Annotated in this window: 16 protein-coding genes; 8 read left to right on the forward strand and 8 right to left on the reverse strand. The window is 64.5% G+C overall.

Going from position 1 to position 17630, the window contains the following annotated elements; translation table 11 throughout:
- Positions 1-173 precede the first annotated feature (173 nt).
- From NDO48_RS24430 to NDO48_RS24465, 8 genes are read right to left on the reverse strand one after another with little or no spacing between them, the layout of a single operon-like run.
- Entirely contained in the window at positions 174-1079 is a 906-nt protein-coding gene (locus NDO48_RS24430) for an ABC transporter ATP-binding protein (protein ID WP_018429133.1), read from the reverse strand.
- Positions 1076-1879 carry an ABC transporter ATP-binding protein gene (locus tag NDO48_RS24435; RefSeq protein WP_018429134.1) on the reverse strand — a complete coding sequence of 268 codons (804 nt, stop codon included), beginning with the start codon at positions 1877-1879 and terminating at the stop codon, positions 1076-1078. Before NDO48_RS24435 ends, NDO48_RS24430 begins: the two co-directional genes overlap by 4 nt.
- Positions 1876-2766: an ABC transporter permease gene (locus NDO48_RS24440; RefSeq protein ID WP_026227429.1), complete on the reverse strand. Its 891-nt coding sequence runs from the start codon at positions 2764-2766 to the stop codon at positions 1876-1878. The genes NDO48_RS24435 and NDO48_RS24440 overlap by 4 nt, the downstream gene beginning before the upstream one ends.
- Position 2767: 1 nt before the next feature.
- Positions 2768-3748, reverse strand: a complete 981-nt coding sequence (locus NDO48_RS24445; RefSeq protein ID WP_026227430.1) for an ABC transporter permease — start codon at positions 3746-3748, stop codon at positions 2768-2770.
- Positions 3749-3800: 52 nt separating this feature from the next.
- Positions 3801-5450 carry an ABC transporter substrate-binding protein gene (locus NDO48_RS24450; protein WP_018429137.1) on the reverse strand — a complete coding sequence of 550 codons (1650 nt, stop codon included), beginning with the start codon at positions 5448-5450 and terminating at the stop codon, positions 3801-3803.
- Positions 5451-5490: 40 nt separating this feature from the next.
- Positions 5491-5976: a GNAT family N-acetyltransferase gene (locus NDO48_RS24455; RefSeq protein WP_018429138.1), complete on the reverse strand. Its 486-nt coding sequence runs from the start codon at positions 5974-5976 to the stop codon at positions 5491-5493.
- Between the two features lie 59 nt (positions 5977-6035).
- Complete coding sequence (locus NDO48_RS24460; protein ID WP_267322561.1) at positions 6036-8057, reverse strand: beta-N-acetylhexosaminidase; 2022 nt, start codon at positions 8055-8057, stop codon at positions 6036-6038.
- Positions 8058-8093: 36 nt separating this feature from the next.
- Positions 8094-9602: a M81 family metallopeptidase gene (locus tag NDO48_RS24465; RefSeq protein ID WP_267322562.1), complete on the reverse strand. Its 1509-nt coding sequence runs from the start codon at positions 9600-9602 to the stop codon at positions 8094-8096.
- Positions 9603-10169: 567 nt separating this feature from the next.
- Here NDO48_RS24465 and NDO48_RS24470 point away from each other — a divergent pair.
- The 8 genes from NDO48_RS24470 to NDO48_RS24505 form a co-directional block, all read left to right on the forward strand.
- The gene (locus NDO48_RS24470) at positions 10170-11033 is read left to right on the forward strand and encodes a MurR/RpiR family transcriptional regulator (protein ID WP_018429141.1); all 864 of its coding nucleotides are present in this window, start codon (positions 10170-10172) and stop codon (positions 11031-11033) included.
- A gap of 136 nt (positions 11034-11169) precedes the next feature.
- The gene (locus NDO48_RS24475) at positions 11170-11409 is read left to right on the forward strand and encodes a hypothetical protein (RefSeq protein WP_018429142.1); all 240 of its coding nucleotides are present in this window, start codon (positions 11170-11172) and stop codon (positions 11407-11409) included.
- Between the two features lie 7 nt (positions 11410-11416).
- Positions 11417-13873, forward strand: a complete 2457-nt coding sequence (gene ligD / locus NDO48_RS24480; RefSeq protein WP_267322563.1) for a DNA ligase D — start codon at positions 11417-11419, stop codon at positions 13871-13873.
- A 25-nt stretch (positions 13874-13898) separates the two neighbouring features.
- Positions 13899-14771: a Ku protein gene (locus NDO48_RS24485; RefSeq protein WP_267322564.1), complete on the forward strand. Its 873-nt coding sequence runs from the start codon at positions 13899-13901 to the stop codon at positions 14769-14771.
- The gene (locus NDO48_RS24490; protein WP_267322565.1) at positions 14768-15868 is read left to right on the forward strand and encodes a tetratricopeptide repeat protein; all 1101 of its coding nucleotides are present in this window, start codon (positions 14768-14770) and stop codon (positions 15866-15868) included. The genes NDO48_RS24485 and NDO48_RS24490 overlap by 4 nt, the downstream gene beginning before the upstream one ends.
- Position 15869: 1 nt before the next feature.
- On the forward strand, positions 15870-16511 hold the full coding sequence (locus tag NDO48_RS24495; protein ID WP_018429146.1) for an alpha/beta fold hydrolase: 642 nt from the start codon (positions 15870-15872) through the stop codon (positions 16509-16511).
- Between the two features lie 10 nt (positions 16512-16521).
- Entirely contained in the window at positions 16522-17304 is a 783-nt protein-coding gene (locus tag NDO48_RS24500) for an exodeoxyribonuclease III (protein WP_018429147.1), read from the forward strand.
- A 188-nt stretch (positions 17305-17492) separates the two neighbouring features.
- Positions 17493-17630: gamma-glutamyl-gamma-aminobutyrate hydrolase family protein (locus NDO48_RS24505; protein WP_323848126.1), on the forward strand; the 138-nt coding region annotated here is incomplete at its 3' end.

Here is a 17630-nt window from a genome sequence, read left to right on the forward strand (position 1 = left end):
ACCCGATGATCGGCCGGAGAAAGCTGTCGAACCGATCCGCGCCGAATGCTCGTGCGGCTGCCGCGACATCGGCAGTTCAATAGACATTCGCCGGCAGCCAGACTCAGCCATGGATGTCCCGGCGACAACGACCAAAGCGCGGCTTCGGGCGGGCGCCCGGGCGAAATCCCACGCTATCCCGCACTCGCCAGTGCAAAGTGATTGTCGCCGGCCCTCAGGACCTCGCGCCCATCCATGGCAGCAGCACGGCGGACGGCGTCGGCCTCTTCAGGATCGAGCCGCGAGGCCATGTCCGTGAAGCGACGCTCCGGGTCGGGAACGGCCGACAGCAGAAGCCTGGTGTAGGGATGCTGCGGGTTGTCGATGATCGAGCCGCAATCGCCCCACTCGACGATCTGGCCGCTGTACATGACCGCGATGTCCTCGGCGACATAGCGCGCGGTGGCGATATCGTGGGTGATGTAGAGGATGCCGAGGTTGCGGCTCGTCTTCATCTCGTTGAGCAGGTTGAGCACGCCGAGGCGGACGGAGACGTCGAGCATCGACGTCGGTTCGTCCGCTACCAGCACCTGCGGCTGGGCCGAGAGCGCGCGCGCAATGTTGACACGCTGGCGCTGGCCGCCCGAAAGCTCGTGCGGATATTTCGCGGCGACGATGGCAGGGTCGAGCTTCACCGCTTCGAGCTGCTTGTTCACCTCCGCGTCGATGTCACGGGAAGCGATGTCGGGGCGGTGCAGGCTCAGCGTGCGCTTGAGGTGATAGGCGATGGTGTGGACCGGGTTCAGCGAGGCGAACGGGTCCTGGAAGATCATCTGCACGGCGCGCCGGTAGGCGGCGAGATCGCGGCCGCGCAGGCCCGCGGTCGGCGCGCCCTTGAACAGCACCCGGCCGGCGCCGGGCATGTATTCCAGCATCGCCATGCGCGCGCAGGTGGTCTTGCCGCTGCCGGATTCGCCGACGATCGCCAACGCCCGGCCGCTGTTGAGCGAGAAGTTGATCGAGCGCGCCGCATGGACGGCAAAGCTGCCGTGACCGAACGACTTGCTGACGGCATCGAAGCGCAGAAGCGGTTCGCTCATCCCAGCACCCCTCCCTTGAGCGATGGGAACGACGCCCACAGCTTCTTGGTGTAGTCATGTTGCGGGCGACGGAAGATCTCGTCCGACGGACCCTGTTCGACGAGCTTGCCCTGCAGCATCACGCCGATGCGGTCGCAGAACTGCACCATCAGCCCGAGGTCATGGGTGATGAACAGCACCGAGAACCCCATCTGTCGCCGGAGTTCGTCGATGCGCTGCAGGATCTCGCGCTGGACGACCACGTCGAGCGCCGTCGTCGGCTCGTCCATGATCACGAGCTTCGGATTGAGCGCCATGCAGATGGCGATGACGATGCGCTGGCGCATGCCGCCTGAGAACTGGTGCGGATAGTCGCGCATGCGCTCGGGCTTGATGTCGACCAGCCTGAGCATCTCGGCGGTCCGCTCGCGCGCCTGCTTGCGCGTGCAGCGGTTGTGGGTGGCGAGCACGTCGTAGAACTGCTCTTCGATGCGCAGCACCGGGTTAAGCGAGTTCATGGCGCTCTGGAACACCATCGCCACCTCGCGCCAGCGGAAGTCGCGCAGCGCCTTGTCGTCGAGCCCGAGCACATCGCGGCCGGCGAGCCGGATTTCGCTGCCCTTGCGGATCAGCGCCGGCGGCCCGTGCAGGCGGCTGACGGCGAAGGCAACCGTGCTCTTGCCGCAGCCGGATTCGCCGGCGAGACCGAACACCTCGCCCGGGGCCACGTCGAAGGACACCTGGTCGACGGCGCGGAAGTCCTTTTCAGCGCCGATATAGTCGATGGTGAGGTTCTTCACCGAGAGCAGAGCTTCATTCACAGGCGGCCCTCCCCCGACTTGACCAGGCTTGCCCAGCGGCCGAGGCTGCTGCCGGTGCGCAGGCGCGGATTGGCGATCTCGTCGACGGCGAAGTTGAGCAGCGACAGGCCGATGCCCAAAAGCGCGAGCGCGATACAAGGCGCAAGGATATCCCACCAGGCGCCGACCGACAGAGCCGAGGCCTTCTGCGCGTTGTAGAGCATGGTGCCCCACGAGATGACGTTGGGGTCGCCGAGGCCGAGGAATTCGAGCGTCGCCTCGGTGATGACGGCGAAGATCACGCTGCCGATGAAGTTGATGCCGACAATGGACAGCACGTTCGGGAAAATCTCGAAGGCCATGATGCGCCATTGCGGTTCGCCCATCATCTCGGCGGCCTTGACGAAGTCGCGCTGCTTGACCGACAGCGTCTCGGCGCGCGTGACGCGCGCGCCCCAGGCCCAGGACGTGATGCCGAGGATGACGGCGATCACCATGGGGCCGGCCTGGCCGACGAAAGCTGCGATGACCAGCAGCAGCGGCAGGTTGGGCACCACCAGCACCATGTTGGTGAGGAAGCTGATGACCTCGTCGGTCTTGCCGCCGCGATAGCCGGCGATGATGCCGAGCGCGGTGCCGACGACGGTTATCAGCAGGCCGGCGGCGAAGCCGACAGCAAGCGAGGTGCGGGCGCCGTAGATCAGCCGCGCCCAGACGTCCTGGCCGAGTCGCGTCGTGCCGAGTATGTGGTCGGCAGACGGCGGCTGGTGCGGCCGGCCGGTGCGGGCGGCAGGCGCATATTCGGTCAACAGCGGCGCAAAGATGGCGATCAGGACGATGATCGTCACGATCGTCAGGCCGACGGCCGCCTTGCGGTTGCGCTTGAGGCCAATGAGCAGTTGAGCCATGTCAGCCACTCCCCTTCAGGCGTGGGTCGAGCAGGACATAGGTCACGTCGACGATGAAATTGGCGACCAGCATGGCAGCCGTCATGACGAGCAGCTGGCCCTGGATCACGGGATAGTCGCGGGCGAGGATCGCCTGGTAGAGCGTGTTGCCGAGACCCGGATAATTGAAGACGACCTCGGTCACCAGCGAGCCGCCAAGCACGGTGCCCAGCGCAATCGCGAGGCTGGAGACGGCCGGCAGCAGCGCGTTGCGTGCGGCGTACCACACCATCACGCGCCGGTCCGACAAGCCCTTGGCGCGCGCCATGACGACATAGTCCTGGCCGAGCAGGTTGATCATGTTGTTGCGCATGGTGACGGTGAAGCCGCCTGTCAGGACCACGCACAGCGTAATCATCGGCAGAAGCGCGTGATAAAGCACGCTGCCGGCAAACTGCAGGGTAAAGGACGGATCGAGCGCCGGATCATGCGCATAGCCGGTCGGGAACCAGCCGAAGGTGAAGCCAAAGAAATAGAGCGCCACCAGCGAGGTCACCACGGCAGGGATCGAGGTGGCGAAGATCGAGCAGACCGATATGACCACGTCGATCCGGGTGCCGCGCCGCCACGCCGCGACCATGCCGAGGAAGCTGCCGAGGATGAAGCTGATGATGGTGGCGGTACCGACAAGCCCCACGGTCCAGACCAGCGCCCGGCCGAGCAGCTCGGTCACCGGCAGCGGGAAATACTTCACCGACATGCCGAGATCGCCGGTGAAGATGCTGGCGAGGTAGGTCAGGTATTGCTGCCAGATCGGCCCGTCGACGAAGCCGAAGGTGAGCTTCAGCGCCGCAAGGCTTTCCGGCGGCAGCTCCGTGGCCGCGCTCGAAAACATCAGCGCCACCGGATCGCCCGGCATCATGCGCGGCAGGAAGAAATTGATCGTCGCCGCCGCGATGAACGCGGCGAGGTAGAACAATGTCCGTCGGAGAAGGAATGGCATCGGCTCAGATTGGCAGGGCCGTTTCCGGCCCCGCCAACTCCCTAGTAGGACGTTACTTCACCGGGCGCAGGGCCAGGAGGTTCAGCAGACGTGCAGGATTGTTCCTGGTGATCGACGGATTGGCGAAGGCATTGTCCTTCGTCGACCAGCCGGTGAAGCGCGTGGTGTTGTACTGGTACCAGTTCGGGTTGTTGAACACCGGCGCCAGAGGCATGTTCTCGGCAACGATACGCTGCGCCTTGTTCATGGCCTCCTTCTGCTTCTCGAGGTCGGCGGTCTGGGTGAACTCCTTCACCAGGTTCTCGACTTCAGGATTGAACCAGCGCTGGGCTGTGAAGCGGGTCTTGCCCTTGTCGGCGGCCGTGAAGGCGCGCTTGTAGGGGTAGTAGGGCGAAGCCGATGCCGGCAGGCTGTTGATGGCGCCATCGAACTTGCCTTCGATCAGGCTCTGGGTCCAGACGGCCTCTTCCGGCGTCTCGATCTTGGCGTCGATGCCGACCGCCTTCATGTTGTCGACGGCGATGTTGACGGTGTCGATCCAGTCGGTCCAGCTTGCCGGCACGATGATCGAGAAGGCGAGCTTGGTGCCATCGGGATTCTCGCGCATGCCGTCGCCGTCCTTGTCGGCGTAGCCGGCCTCGTCGAGCATCGCCTTGGCGGCGGCCTCATCATAGGTGGCGTACTTGCCGAAGTCGGCCTTGACCGTCTCGTCGGACCAGCTCTTGTAGAGCTCGCCCATCAGGCCCGGATCCTCGTTCAGCGTCGGATAGCCGTAGCCGGCAATATCGATCATGCCCTTGCGGTCGAGCGCCATCGACACAGCGCGACGGAAGTTAAGGTCGGTGAACGCCTTCCGGTTGTTCTCGTTGGCCGTCTCCTGGTTGAAGATGAAGGCCACCATCGAGCTCGGCGAATACCAGTAGTGGAAGTGCTCGGGGTTCTTGGCGACGTAGACCTTTTCGATGTCGGGAATGAAGGACACACCCCAGTCCAGCGTGCCGCTGACGGTCGCGGTCAGGATCTGGTTGTTGTCGGCCAGCTGCGGGAAGCGCATGCAGTCGACCTTGAGGGTCTCGGCGTCCCAGTAGTGCGGGTTGCGGCACTGGTCGTAGGTCTGGCCGGTGAAGCGCGGCACCTCGGTCATCGGGCCGCTGCCGACGGGCTTCTCGTTGGCGTAGGTGACCGGGTCGGCGATGTCCTTCCAGACATGCTGCGGCACGATCGGAATCTGCGACAGGGTTTCGGCCGCGAGCGAGCTCGGGTTGTTCAGCGTGAAGCGGACCTTCTGGCCATCGACGACTTCGACGCCGCCGATCTGCGACCAGATGCTGACGAAATCGAGCGCCGGGAACTTCTTGAGCAGGTCATAGGTGAACTTGACGTCTTCCGAGGTAAACGGCTTGCCGTCCGACCACTTCAGGCCCGCGCGCAGCTTGAACTCGATGCTCTTGAGGTCGTCGGCAAGCTTGAAGCTCTCGGCCAGGCGGTAGACCGGCTTGTTGCTGTCGAAGCGGTTGAACACCACCAGCGGCTCGTAGATGAAGTCGAGCGTGCTCTGGCGCGCCGAGGCCTGGTTGAACGGGTTGAAGTTGCGCACCCAGGTCGTCGCCGGCTCGACATTGACGGTCAGGATGTTTTCGGCAGCAGCCGGCGCAATGCCGAGCAGAAGCGCCGAGATGGCGGTAAGTGTATGCAGTTTCACGTCAGTTCCCCTTTCAGTCGTATTGTCGTTGGTTTGGTAATCAGCGGTCTGCCTTCGGACGGCGGAGCATGCCTTCGTAGACACCCTTGTCGGGTGCCGGGATCGGAACGGCGCCGACCGAATTGACGTAGAAATCGACGGGTCCGGCATCGCCGATGATGGCGTAGGCGTAACCGTCGGCCTTGAGCGCTTCGAGGGCGGCGGCGAGCAGCGCCACGCCGACACCCCTGCCCCGAGCCTCCGGGCCAACACCGGTCGGCCCGAAAAAACCGCGCGCGACGATGTCGTAGCAGGCAAAGCCCAGGAGCTTGCCGTTCTCGACTGCGACGAGGCAGGCGACGGGCCGCCGCGCAAACGCCACCGTCACTTCGCTGGCCCAGTTGTCGCTGAAGTGTTCGCGCACCCAGTCGACGACCAGCGCCATCTCCGGCGCCAGCGCCGGGCGGATCGCCACGCCCGCCACATGGCGACGCGAACGCAGGTCCTCGAACTTTGCCGAATGGAGACTGACGAGCAGATCAGGCACCTTGTTTCTCCCTTGTCGATCCCAGCGCGCATCGGCTTCAGGCCGCGCGCCGGCTCGCGCTATTCCCAGTGTCCGTAGAGGTTGGGCATCAGGCCTGCCGTGGCCGCGAACCGGTCCCACGACTTCCGCTCCCATGGCGTCCACGCCGTCTCGGCGATGGCCGACAGGCGCGGGAAGACCAGGCGATCGAACACGGCGCGATCGGTCATGGACTCGCTCCAGATGCAGGCCTGGATGCCCTTGAAATGCTTGAGCTGTTCGGCGGTCCAGCCACCGACAGGGTCGAACTCGTAGGTCTCGCGCGGCAGCGGCGCTCCGGCCCAGCCAGCACCGGGCTCGTTCCAGTCGGTCGACTGGGACATGTCGAGATAATAGGCCTGCCCCGGGGCGACGACGATGTCGTAGCCTTCGCCGGCCAGACGACCGCAGATCGGCACGTCGCGCCAGCCGACAAGATACGAAGCATCCTTGTCGAGCGCGCCGCCATGGGCGGCCTCCTGCCAGCCGCCGGTCACGCAGCCGAGCGACTTGATGAGCTCGTGGATCTCGCGGACGAACGCCGCCTGAAGGATCGAGGTGGTAGCGCCCTCGATGTCGTCGGCGCCGTCATGGTTGGTCAGTGTGTTGGTGAGGCCCGCATGCGAGCGCGCGGCATTGTCGCCGGCAAGCTGGCGCAGCATGTCGAGCGCCATCGGCGAACCGGACCAGGCGCCCAGCGGCACCTCGTCAGCGCCGATATGCAGCACCTTGGACGGGAACAGCTCGGCCAGCTCGCGGAACACCTCCTTGATGAAGGCCACGGCCTTCGGCTGCGCCGGGTTGATACAATTGTTGGGCACGCCCTGAACCGAGGCGTATTCGCCTGTTTCGCCGGGATCGCGCAGTTCGGGCAACGCCTCGAGCAGCGCATAGCTGTGGCCGGGGATGTCGATCTCCGGGATCACATCGATGCCATAGCTGCCGGCAAGGGCAACGATCTCGCGCACCTCTGTCTGGGTGTAGTAGCCGCCGGTCGGCTGCGGGCCGGAACCCAGCATCGGCGGCACGGGCAGGCCATGGCCACGCCAGGCTGCGCGCGTGCACAGCTCAGGATAGGCCACGATCTCGATGCGCCACGCCTCGTCGTCGGTCAGGTGCCAGTGGAACTGGTTGAGCTTGTTCCAGGCCATGACGGCCAGGAACTGCTCGACCTCGCCGCTTGAGTAGAACTGTCGCACGACGTCGAGATGGCAGCCGCGGAAGCCCATGCGCGGGGCGTCCTCGATGGTGCCTGCCGCCGGGAAGACAAACGACTGGCGGTGGCGCCTGGCGCCACGCAGCATCTGGCCGAGCGTGATCAGGCCATAGAGATAGCCGGTGACGCCTGACGCCGTGACGACGACCTCGCCTTCGCTGAAATCGATGCGATAGGCTTCGGCATCGCCGCTGCGTTCGACCAGACGGACCGTGCGGCCGCCCTGATGGGCCTCGCGCACCAGCGCCTCGCCTGGAAACAGGCGCTGGGTCAAGTCGGCGAATGCCTGGCAGGCCCCGCGCTGGGCCTGGGTTTCGGGCGCGAGTGCCAGCCCGTCTGGCGTCTGGCCCGGCACGATGGCCTCGACGCTGCCCGGCCATGGGATGATGGAGAGCGGAACCGGCGACGAGGCGGGATCGCCAAGGGTCGCAGTTCCGCGCTTGGGCGCGTTCTCGACGACTGTCGACACCGTAGGTTTCGTGCCGGCAACGACAATCGATCCGTCCGATTTCACGACATAGGCGCTGGTGGCGCCGTCGCTCCAATGCCGCAGCGGATAAGACAGCTGGCGGGCCGAGCACTCCCAGACGGCGCCCGGCTGCAGTACGAAGTCCTTGGGAGGTGCGACTTCGCTGTGATTGGAGAAACGGCGAACGAGACGGCCGTTTTCGATGGCCGCATTGGCTTCCAGCCGTGCCGGCCCGCTGAAGCAAAGGACGAAATCGGCGAGCGGCGCATCGCCCCTGTTGGTGAGACGCATCGTGTAGATCGGTGCCTTGCCCTCGCTGGCCGGCGTCCAGATCGTTTCGAAAACCAGGGAATGTGAAGGCTCGAAAGGCGCAGTCATCTCGTTCTCGTCCTCAAGTGATCTTTGCCGCAATCGTCAACTGGCCAGCCGCGATTGGGCCTCGGGGCTGTCCAGCCCCAGCGGATCGGCGACGCGCGGCCACATCTGCAGGCTCGCCTTGCGATAAGGCGTCGTCGCCGGATCGGTCGGATAGGAGGTGGGGGCCGCGACATAGACGATCTCGGACGCGACCGGCTGGAAGCCCGCATGGAAATGATTGGTCGACTTGACCAGGAGGTAGGCCTTGGCGGCGAAATCGATGCCCTGGTTGGAAAAGATGTCGGGTTCGTAGGTCTGGGTGCGGCTGGTGATCAACAGGATGTCGATCGACGTGCCGAGCGGGCGCACCACGGCGGTGTTGCCAAGCGTCACCCGGCTGTTGCGGAAACTTTGCCAGCCGGCGTCGGCTGTGCTCATGACCGTCACCTTCAGATCGAGCGGCTCGCCACCCTCCGGGCTCGACTTGCCGCCGATGCGCAGGTCGAGCACCGCGCCTTCGCCCGCCGCGTGGCAGAAGGAGACGGCAATCGGGTCCCAGATCGTGGCGACGGCAACATCATCAAGACCGCGCGCCAGGATCTGGCGCAGGATATAGGTCGCATCGCCGGCGACGCCGCCGCCGGGATTGTCCCAGACATCGGCAATGACGACGGGCTGGTCCGGATTGGTGTCGCGCAGTTCGATCGCGCGATTGAGGCCGGCCTCCGTATCGAGCATCGGCATGGATGTCCGCTTGCGCAGGCCGTAGAGCTCGTGCCCGAGCGTCCGCGCCAGGACATCGCCCTTCGCCTTGTCGTTGTCGGTCACCACCACGATGCGCGTTCCCATGTCGGGCACATCGCCGGCCATGAAGCCATGGATGACCGAGATCGACAGCACCCCGTCCTTGCCCTCCAGGTCAGTCAGCCGGTCGACAAAGGAGCGCATCGGCTCGCGGCTGGTCGGATAGATGGTGATCATGCGGCAGTCGAAGGTCGAGATCGCGGGCTTGATCTCGCCGCGCAGCGCTTGCAGCGCAAGTTCCACGACGTGCTCGCCGCGCTGCTCGAAATCGGTGTGCGGGAATTCTAGAAACGTGGCCATCAGATCGAGATTGGCGACGCGCAGCCCCGTCAGGTGGCTGTGCGGGTCGAACTCGGCGGCGACAAGCACGTCGGGTCCGACAAGGCCGCGAACCCGCAGCAGGAAATCGCCTTCCGGATCGTCGTACCCCTGGGCGACCATGGCGCCATGCAGGCCGAGCACGACGGCATCGACGGGCATGGCCGCCTCGAGCTCGGCCAGGATCTGGTCGCGCAGCATTTCATAGGTCTGGCGCTGGATCAGGCCGGCTGGCTCGGCCCAGCAGGACGTTCCCTCGATCACCTCGAACCCCTCGTCGCGGCCACGGCGGCGCAGGATCGGCACCACCGACGAACACAAGGTCGGCGTGTCGGGATGCTCGCCCGGTTCGGCATAGAACGCAGCCTTGAACGCGTTGATGTCCGTCGGCACGGGAGAGAACGTGTTTGTTTCCGTTGCCAGCGAGGCCGTGAAAATGCGCATTGAACCGACGATCCGAGTGGTTTCGACACGGCGGCACGGCATTGTCCCTCCGTGAGAAGGTCCATGCCCGCAGCAGCCATTCCTGATTGTTGGGCGCACGCCACCTGCCGCAGGACGCTGCGCGCCGCTCGAACCTTTACCGGTTGTCGCGAGCAGCATGCCGACTGCGCTCATGAGCGTGCGATTTTAGTGTTTTTCCTCCCTGCACCGTCATGCGGTGTAATTAATTTTCATATTAGGGCGACAATCTCGCTCTCGTCAACGAGATTCTGGCTATTTTTCCCCAAACATGTAATTCACTTACGTAACTGAAAAACATGCCGCCGGATCGACACGGTTCCGACTGACAAAAGGAACGAGTTCTCGGCAAGGCGGAACTGATGGCTTTTGTGGTTTTATTTCAATTGGGTAGCGCCAATCGACATGGACGCCTCGACGCCGGCTGAGCATATCGGGTGGCGTTGCTGAAGAGGCTTCCTGTGTTATGGAGGCATGTCTGAAAGAAATTCCTTTTCACGATTGAGTCGTTCGACAACCGCGCCCGCGCACTCGAACTGGAGAGCTTTGATGGACCTCTATCACGCCCTGTCGGACGAGGAAGGCAAGCTCTCGGGCCTCGAGCAGAAGCTTGCGCGGCTGGTGATGGAAGATGTCGATTTCGCCGTGAACTCCTCGATCGGAGACCTTGCCGCGCGCGCCGAGGTCTCGCCGCCGACGGTGACGCGCTTCTGCCGCCGGCTGGGCTGCCAGAGCTTTTCCGACTTCAAGGTCCAGCTGGCCAAGATGCCTTATGTCGGGCTGCGCTATGTGATGCCGGAGGCACAGACCGCCACGCCGGCGGAGGTTGCCGAAGACATCGTCGCCAAGGCGCAGAATGCCTTGTTCCAGCTGCATCGCCAGCTCGACCCCGAAGCCCTGGGCAAGGCGGCCCAGCTCCTCCGCGGGGCCGAATTCATCTACGCCTTCGGCGCCAGCGGCAATTCGTCGATGATCGTCAACGAACTGCACAACAGGCTGTTCCGGCTGGGGTGCCGCATCAACGCCTCCAACGACCACAACCTCAACATCATGCTGGCCGCCGCAGCCCAGCCGGGCACGGTCGTGTTCGGCTCGTCCTTCAGCGGGCGCGACCCCGGCCTGGTTCAGAGCCTGGAACTGCTGCGCAAACGCGCCATTCCCACTGTCGTCATCACCCAGAGCAATTCGCCGGTCGCCGCCGCGGCCGACGTGGTGATCACCATCGACCTGCCGGAAGGCAAGAACATCTTCCGGCCGACCTCGACCCGCTATGCCTATCTGGCGGCGATCGACATCCTCGCCAACCTCGTCGCCTATGCCGACCGCAACAAGGCGGCAAAGGCCCTGCGCACCATCAAGGAAGAGCTCGTGCGCCGCCGCGACGGCGACGACCGGCAGGTGCTGGGCGACTGATTTCAAACCCTGTAGGCCGCCCGACCTCGCTCCTGACACCACGGCGACGACGGGATGTCAGGTGAAAAATCGCTTCATGTTGATCGCCAGCCGGCTTTGAACGATACTCGCCTCGTCCCTTGGGAGCCGCAGGCGCATGCGTACACCGGTTGCCAATCAGATCGCCAAGCGCAAGGCCGTCGCGGAGGCTCGCGAGCGGCAGAAGGTTTTCGTTGCCTCCAGGCGCTTCAGGGGCGACGGGCAGCCGATCTCCCGGGTACTCGTGTCCGGCCGCTACTACGACGTCGGCGATACCCTGCTGCAGCAGCTTCTCGACGGTGCTTCACCACGCGAGCTGGAGCTCGATCCCGCTCCCGACGAGCCCGGGCCGGCCTAAGTCTCGCATGGCAGCCGAAAAGCTTCGCAGCTACCGCGACAAGCGCGACTTTTCCAAAACCCGCGAACCGCGCGGCGGCACACCGGCGAGCAACGGCAACCGCTTCGTCGTCCACAAGCACCACGCCACCGCCGACCATTACGACCTGCGCCTCGAACTCGACGGCGTGCTCAAGAGCTGGGCCGTGCCGCGCGGGCCCTCGCTCAACCCCGCCGACCGGCGGCTGGCGGTCGAGACCGAAGACCACCCGCTCGAATATATCGACTTCGAGGGCATGATCCCGGAGGGCGAATATGGTGGCGGGCCGATGATCGTCTGGGACGCCGGCAGCTGGGCGCCGATGGACGATGCCCGCTCGGCTCTCGACAAGGGCGCCTTCAAGTTCCGGCTGTGGGGCGAAAAGCTCAAGGGCGGCTGGATGCTGACACGGCTGAAACCCAGGCCCGACGAGGACAAGCGCAACTGGCTGCTGATCAAGGAGCACGACCAGGCCGAGGACACCGAGACCGACATCCTTGCGGTGCGCCCCGAGAGCGTGAAATCAGGCAGGCTGATCGAAGAGCTGGTGCCCCAGAGAAAGCCGCCGACGAAGCCCGAGGATCTCAAGCCTGAAACGCTTGCCGGCGCTGTTCGCTCGGCCATGCCGGCGCGGATCGAGCCACAGCTCGCCACCGCGACCGAAAGGCCGGCAGCCGATCCAAAGAAGTGGCTGCACGAGATCAAGCTCGACGGCTATCGGACGATGGCCCACATAGCCGACGGCGCTACCAGGCTGATCACGCGCAGCGGGCTCGACTGGACGAAGCGCTATGGCACGCTGCCAATGTCATTTCGCCGCCTGCCCTGCTCGGAGGCGATCATCGACGGCGAGATCGTCGTGCTCGACGACAAGGGCATCAGCCGCTTCGCCGCGCTGCAGGACGCACTCGCCGGCGGCCACGACCGGCAGCTTGTCTTCTATGCCTTCGACCTCGTCTTCCTCAATGGCTGGGACCTGCGCAAGGTGACGCTCGAACAGCGCAAGGCGCTGCTAGAAAAGCTGCTTGCCGGCCAGATCGATGCCCGCAGCGCCATCCAGTACAGCGACCATGTCGGCGGCGACGGCCGGAAGTTTTTCGAAAGCGTCAGCGAGATGGGGCTGGAAGGCATCGTCTCCAAGCAGCTTTCGGCACCCTATGTCTCCGGCCGCACCCACAGCTGGACCAAGACCAAGGCGCTGCAACGAGGCGATTTCGTCATCGCCGGCTACACGACCTCGGAAGCGGCCGAGGGACTGGCGGCCCTTGCGCTCGGCGAATGGATCGACGGCGAACTCGAATATCGCGGCAAGGTCGGAACCGGTTTCGACACCGAGACGTTGGACACCCTGCTGCCGCGCCTCGAAGCGATCAGGGATGGCGCGGCACGGCTCGACGGAGCCCCCAAGGAGGTAATCCCGGTGCGGCCTGTGCTGACAGCCCGCATCCACTACGCCAACCGCACATCGGACAACGCCTTGCGGCATGCGGTGTTCAAGGGACTGCGGGAAGTGGAACTGAGCGCCAAGGAGACCCAGGTGGAGCGCAAGCGCCTGATCTCAGATGCCGACCTTGCCGGCATCTCGATCACCAACCCGACCCGCCGGATTCTCGGCAAGGCGGGGCCGACCAAGCTCGACATCGCCGTCTATTACGCGGCTGTCGGCGACTTCATGTTGCCGCATATTCTGGGGCGGCCGGTATCGCTGTTCCGCTGCCCGTCGAGCCGGCCGCAGGACTGCTTCTTCCAGCGTCACGCCTTCACCGGCATGCCCGCCACCATCGCCTCTTTCGAGACCAGCAATTCGGATGGCGAGACCAAGACCTACATCGCCGTCGAGGACGCCAAGGGTTATCTGGCGCTGGCGCAGTTCGGTGTCGTCGAGTTCCATGCCTGGGGCGCATTGCGAAAGCAGCTGGACAAACCCGATCGCGTGGTCTTCGACCTCGACCCCGGCGAAGGCATCGGCTGGCGCGAGGTCGTCGAGGCGGCAGTCCATGTCAAGGGCGAGCTGGAAGCCATCGGCCTCGTGCCGTTCGTGAAGACCTCGGGCGGAAGCGGCATCCATGTGGTGGTGCCGGTGAAGAAGAAACTCGGCTGGAAGCAGATCCATCAGGCAAGCAGCGCCATCGCCTCCCGTATCGCCGCCACCGCACCCAAGACGTTCACAACAGTGATGGGCAAGGACAACCGCAAGCAGCTTATTTTCATCGACTTCCATCGCAATGCGCGAAGTGCAACGGCAGCTGCCCCCTACACGCTGCGGGCGCGAACCCACATGCCGGCTTCGACCCCACTTGTCTGGAGTGATCTCGAGTCCATCGACGCTCCGCAGGATTTGAACTATTCTTCGCTTCCCGGACTTTTGGCTACGTCAGGCGATCCCTGGGCCGATATCGACGATCACGCCCGAGAATTGCCGGCAGCGTTCACAGGTAAAGCTTAGTTGTGTCGTCGCGTAGGAGACAAGCATGGCGCCCAGGGCATCTTGGAAGGGATATCTCAAGCTCAGTCTGGTCAGTTGCCCGGTAAGGCTGTACCCGGCAACGAGCTCGAGCGAACGCATCGCCTTCAACCAATTGCACAAGGACACCCACAACCGGATCAACATGAAGCCGGTCGACCCCGAACTCGGGCTCGTCGAACGCACCGATCTGGTCAAGGGCTACGAATACGAAGACAAGAAGTACATCATCATCGACGAGGCCGACCTCGACAGCGTCAGGATCGAGTCCAACCACACGATGAACATCGAGGCCTTCGTCGAGGAAGGCTCGGTCGACGTGATCTACCAGGACGCACCCTACTATCTGGCGCCTGACGGGGCCATGGCCGAGGAGACTTTCGCGGTTCTGCGCGAGGCGCTGCACAAGACGGGCAAGCTCGCCATCGCACGACTGGTGCTGTCGAGCCGCGAACGCGTCGTCACCATCGGCTCGCGCGAGAACGGCATGTTCGTCTGCACGCTGCGGAACCCGAGCGAAGTGCGCGGCACAGCCGAGTACTTCGGCAACATCCCCGCCGGCGATCCGGACCCCGAGATGCTGCAGCTTGCGGAAGCTCTGATCCAGCAGAAGCTGACGACCTTCGATCCGAAGAACTATGAGGATCGCTACGAGATCGCCCTGATGAAGATGATCAAGGAAAAGCTGAAGGGCCACAAGCCGATCATCGCAGCCGCCCCCGAACGCGGCAATGTCATCAACCTGATGGACGCGCTGAAGGCGAGCCTAGGCCAGTCCAAGCCACCGGCCAAGAGCAAGCCCAAGGTGGATGCAGCAGCCAAGCCGGTCGAAAAAGTGGCGGCATCGGGCGGCAAGCCGGCAGCCAAGGGCAAGAAGTGACAGATCCGTCATCGTCTCTCCAGGGCACGACCTTCGGTCTCGTGGGCGCACTGGAAGCGTTTCCACGGCGCCTCGCCCTGCGCGAGGTCAGGCGCCTCGGCGGCGACCTCCAGCACGGCGTGACCCGGCGGACGACCCATGTCGTGTTCGGGCGCGGCCTGCTTGAGCGTGAAAGCGATGCCCGTATCGCCGGCAAATATGAGGCCGTGTCAGGCGGCCAGATGACTGTGCTCAGCGAGAACGGCTTCCTGCGCATGCTCGGCCTGCTCGATCCGCCCGAAGCCGCGGCCCTTTCGCAGGCATCGATCGGCGAGCAATCGAAGCTCGATCCCAAGGCGCTCGCGCTTCTCGGCCTGTTCGACGCCTTCGAGCACCATATGGAGCCCTACTCCTTCCGCGACCTGATCCTCGCCAGGAAATATGCCGGGCTGCTGGTTGGCGGGGCGAGCTGGGGACGGATCGCACGGTCCGTCCGTCGTTCCGGGCCGGTCGCCTCGCTGACGGCGCTGAACCTGCACACGGAGGATGGGGACGCGATCTACGCGCGCCAGGGGACCGAACTGACCGAACTGGACGGCCAGGGCCTGCTGCCGCTGGATCGGACCAACGACACTGAAATCGAGGCCCTTTTTTCCCTCGCCGAAGAAGCCGAGGACGAAGGCCGCCACCTCGAGGCGGCGGCACTCTACAGGCGCTATCTGGCAGCCGACCCCGGCGACGGCATCGCGGCCTTCAACCGGGCAAACTGCCTGCGCGCCGGCGGGCTGACGACAGAGGCAGCGGGTGCCTACATGCAGGCAATCAAGCTCGACCCGAATTTCGTCGAAGCCTGGTTCAATCTCGGCGGGCTTTTCGCCGAACAGGGCAAGGTCGCAACGGCCCGGCGTCATCTCAAGGCAGCCGTGACGCTCGACCCGGGATATGCCGACGCCGTCTACAACCTCGCCAATCTCGAATACCAGGCTGGCGATCTCGCGGCGGCCCGGCACTGGTGGTCTGTCTATATCCAGCTCGACAGCACGTCGGAATGGGCGCGCACCGCCGAAAAAGGCATCCAGTATGCCGACCTCCACCTCAGGAAACGTTCAGCCGGCTGACATGGACACGCAATTTCTCTTCAACGGCGACGAAGACGCCGCCGTCACCATCCTTTTGGCGCATGGCGCCGGCGCGCCGATGGATTCGGCGTCGATGGAAGCGACTGCCAAGGCGCTGGCCGCACAAGGCTTCCGCGTCGCCCGCTTCGAGTTTCCCTATATGGCTGCCCGACGCACTGAGGCCGGGCGCAAGCCGCCGCCGCGCGCGGAAACGCTGAACCCGGAATACAAGGCTGCGATCGAAAAGCTCGGCGCCAAAGGCCCGCTCATCATCGGCGGCAAGTCGATGGGCGGGCGCGTCGCCAGCATGGTCGCCGATGAGCTGTTCGCAGCAGGCAGGATCGCCGGCCTGCTCTGCCTCGGCTATCCGTTCCATCCGCCGGCCAAGCCCGAACAATTGCGAACGAAGCATCTGGCGGGACTGAAGACGCCGGCGCTGATCGTGCAAGGCACCCGTGACGAATTCGGCACCCGCGACGAGGTTGCAGGCTACGACCTGTCCGACCAGATCGAGCTGTTCTGGCTGGAAGACGGCGACCACGACCTCAAGCCGCGCAAGAGCATCTCGGGCTTCTCCGCCGCCGACCATCTGAAATCGATGGCCGACAAGGTCGCGTCTTGGTCGGCGCAGCTGAAGCGTTAGGTCGAATGGCGTGAAGATCGCCACGTTCAACATCAACAACATCAACCGTAGGCTCGGAAACCTGCTGGCGTGGTTGAAGCAGGCCAAACCCGACGTCGTCTGCCTGCAGGAACTCAAGGCGGCCGACGATGAGTTCCCTGCCAAGGCGCTCGAAGACGCCGGTTACGGCGCCGTATGGCGCGGCGAGCGCGCCTGGAACGGCGTGGCGATATTGGCCAGGGACGGAAAACCTGTGGTGACGCGATGGGAACTGCCCGGCGACCCCGACGATGACCAGAGCCGCTACATCGAAGCTGCGGTGGGCGGCATTCTCGTTAGCTGCCTCTACGCGCCCAACGGCAACCCGCAGCCGGGGCCGAAATTCGACTACAAGCTCGCCTGGCACAAGCGCTTCAATGCACACGCCGCAGCCCTGCTCGCCGCCGGCATACCTGTCGTGCTCGCCGGCGACTACAACATCGCGCCCGAAGTGCGCGACGTCTATGCGACGCAGTCCTATGACGACAACGCGCTGGTACAGCCTCAGAGCCGCGCGGCGTTCCAGGCACTGCTCGAGCGAGGCTGGACCGACAGCATCCGCAGGGCATTTCCCGGCGACGGCGTCTACAGTTTCTGGGACTATCGGCGAAACAGGTGGCAGCGCAACGCCGGCCTGCGCCTCGATCACCTGCTCCTGAGCCCCGATCTCGCCGGCCGCCTCTCAGCCGCCGGCATCGACCGCGACGTCAGAGGCCTCGCCGACGCCAGCGACCACGCGCCGGTCTGGATCGAGCTCGGCGCGCCGCAGGCTTAGAGCGCACTTATCCTGGAACTCTGGCCTCGATAGCGCTCGCTTATGCGGCGCATTGCCAATGACGATTGGACAGCGACCCGACCGCGAGCAGATAAGCTGACATCCAGGATGCGGTGGTTTGGCCGAAAGGCAGCCGCCGCGACAAGGCATTCCTGCCTCGTTACCTCAGTTGTTTGGAAGGTCCCATCATGCACCAGCCGCTCGTCGCCGTGTCGACAGACGTCAAGCAGTTCGAGAACTACACCTGGTATGCAGCGCCCCAGCAATATCTGGAGGCGGCAATTTCGGGTGCCGGCGTGCTGCCTGTGCTGGTGCCGTCCTTCGGC

Source organism: Aminobacter sp. MET-1 (genome assembly GCF_026521175.1).
Classification (GTDB): Bacteria; Pseudomonadota; Alphaproteobacteria; order Rhizobiales; family Rhizobiaceae; genus Aminobacter.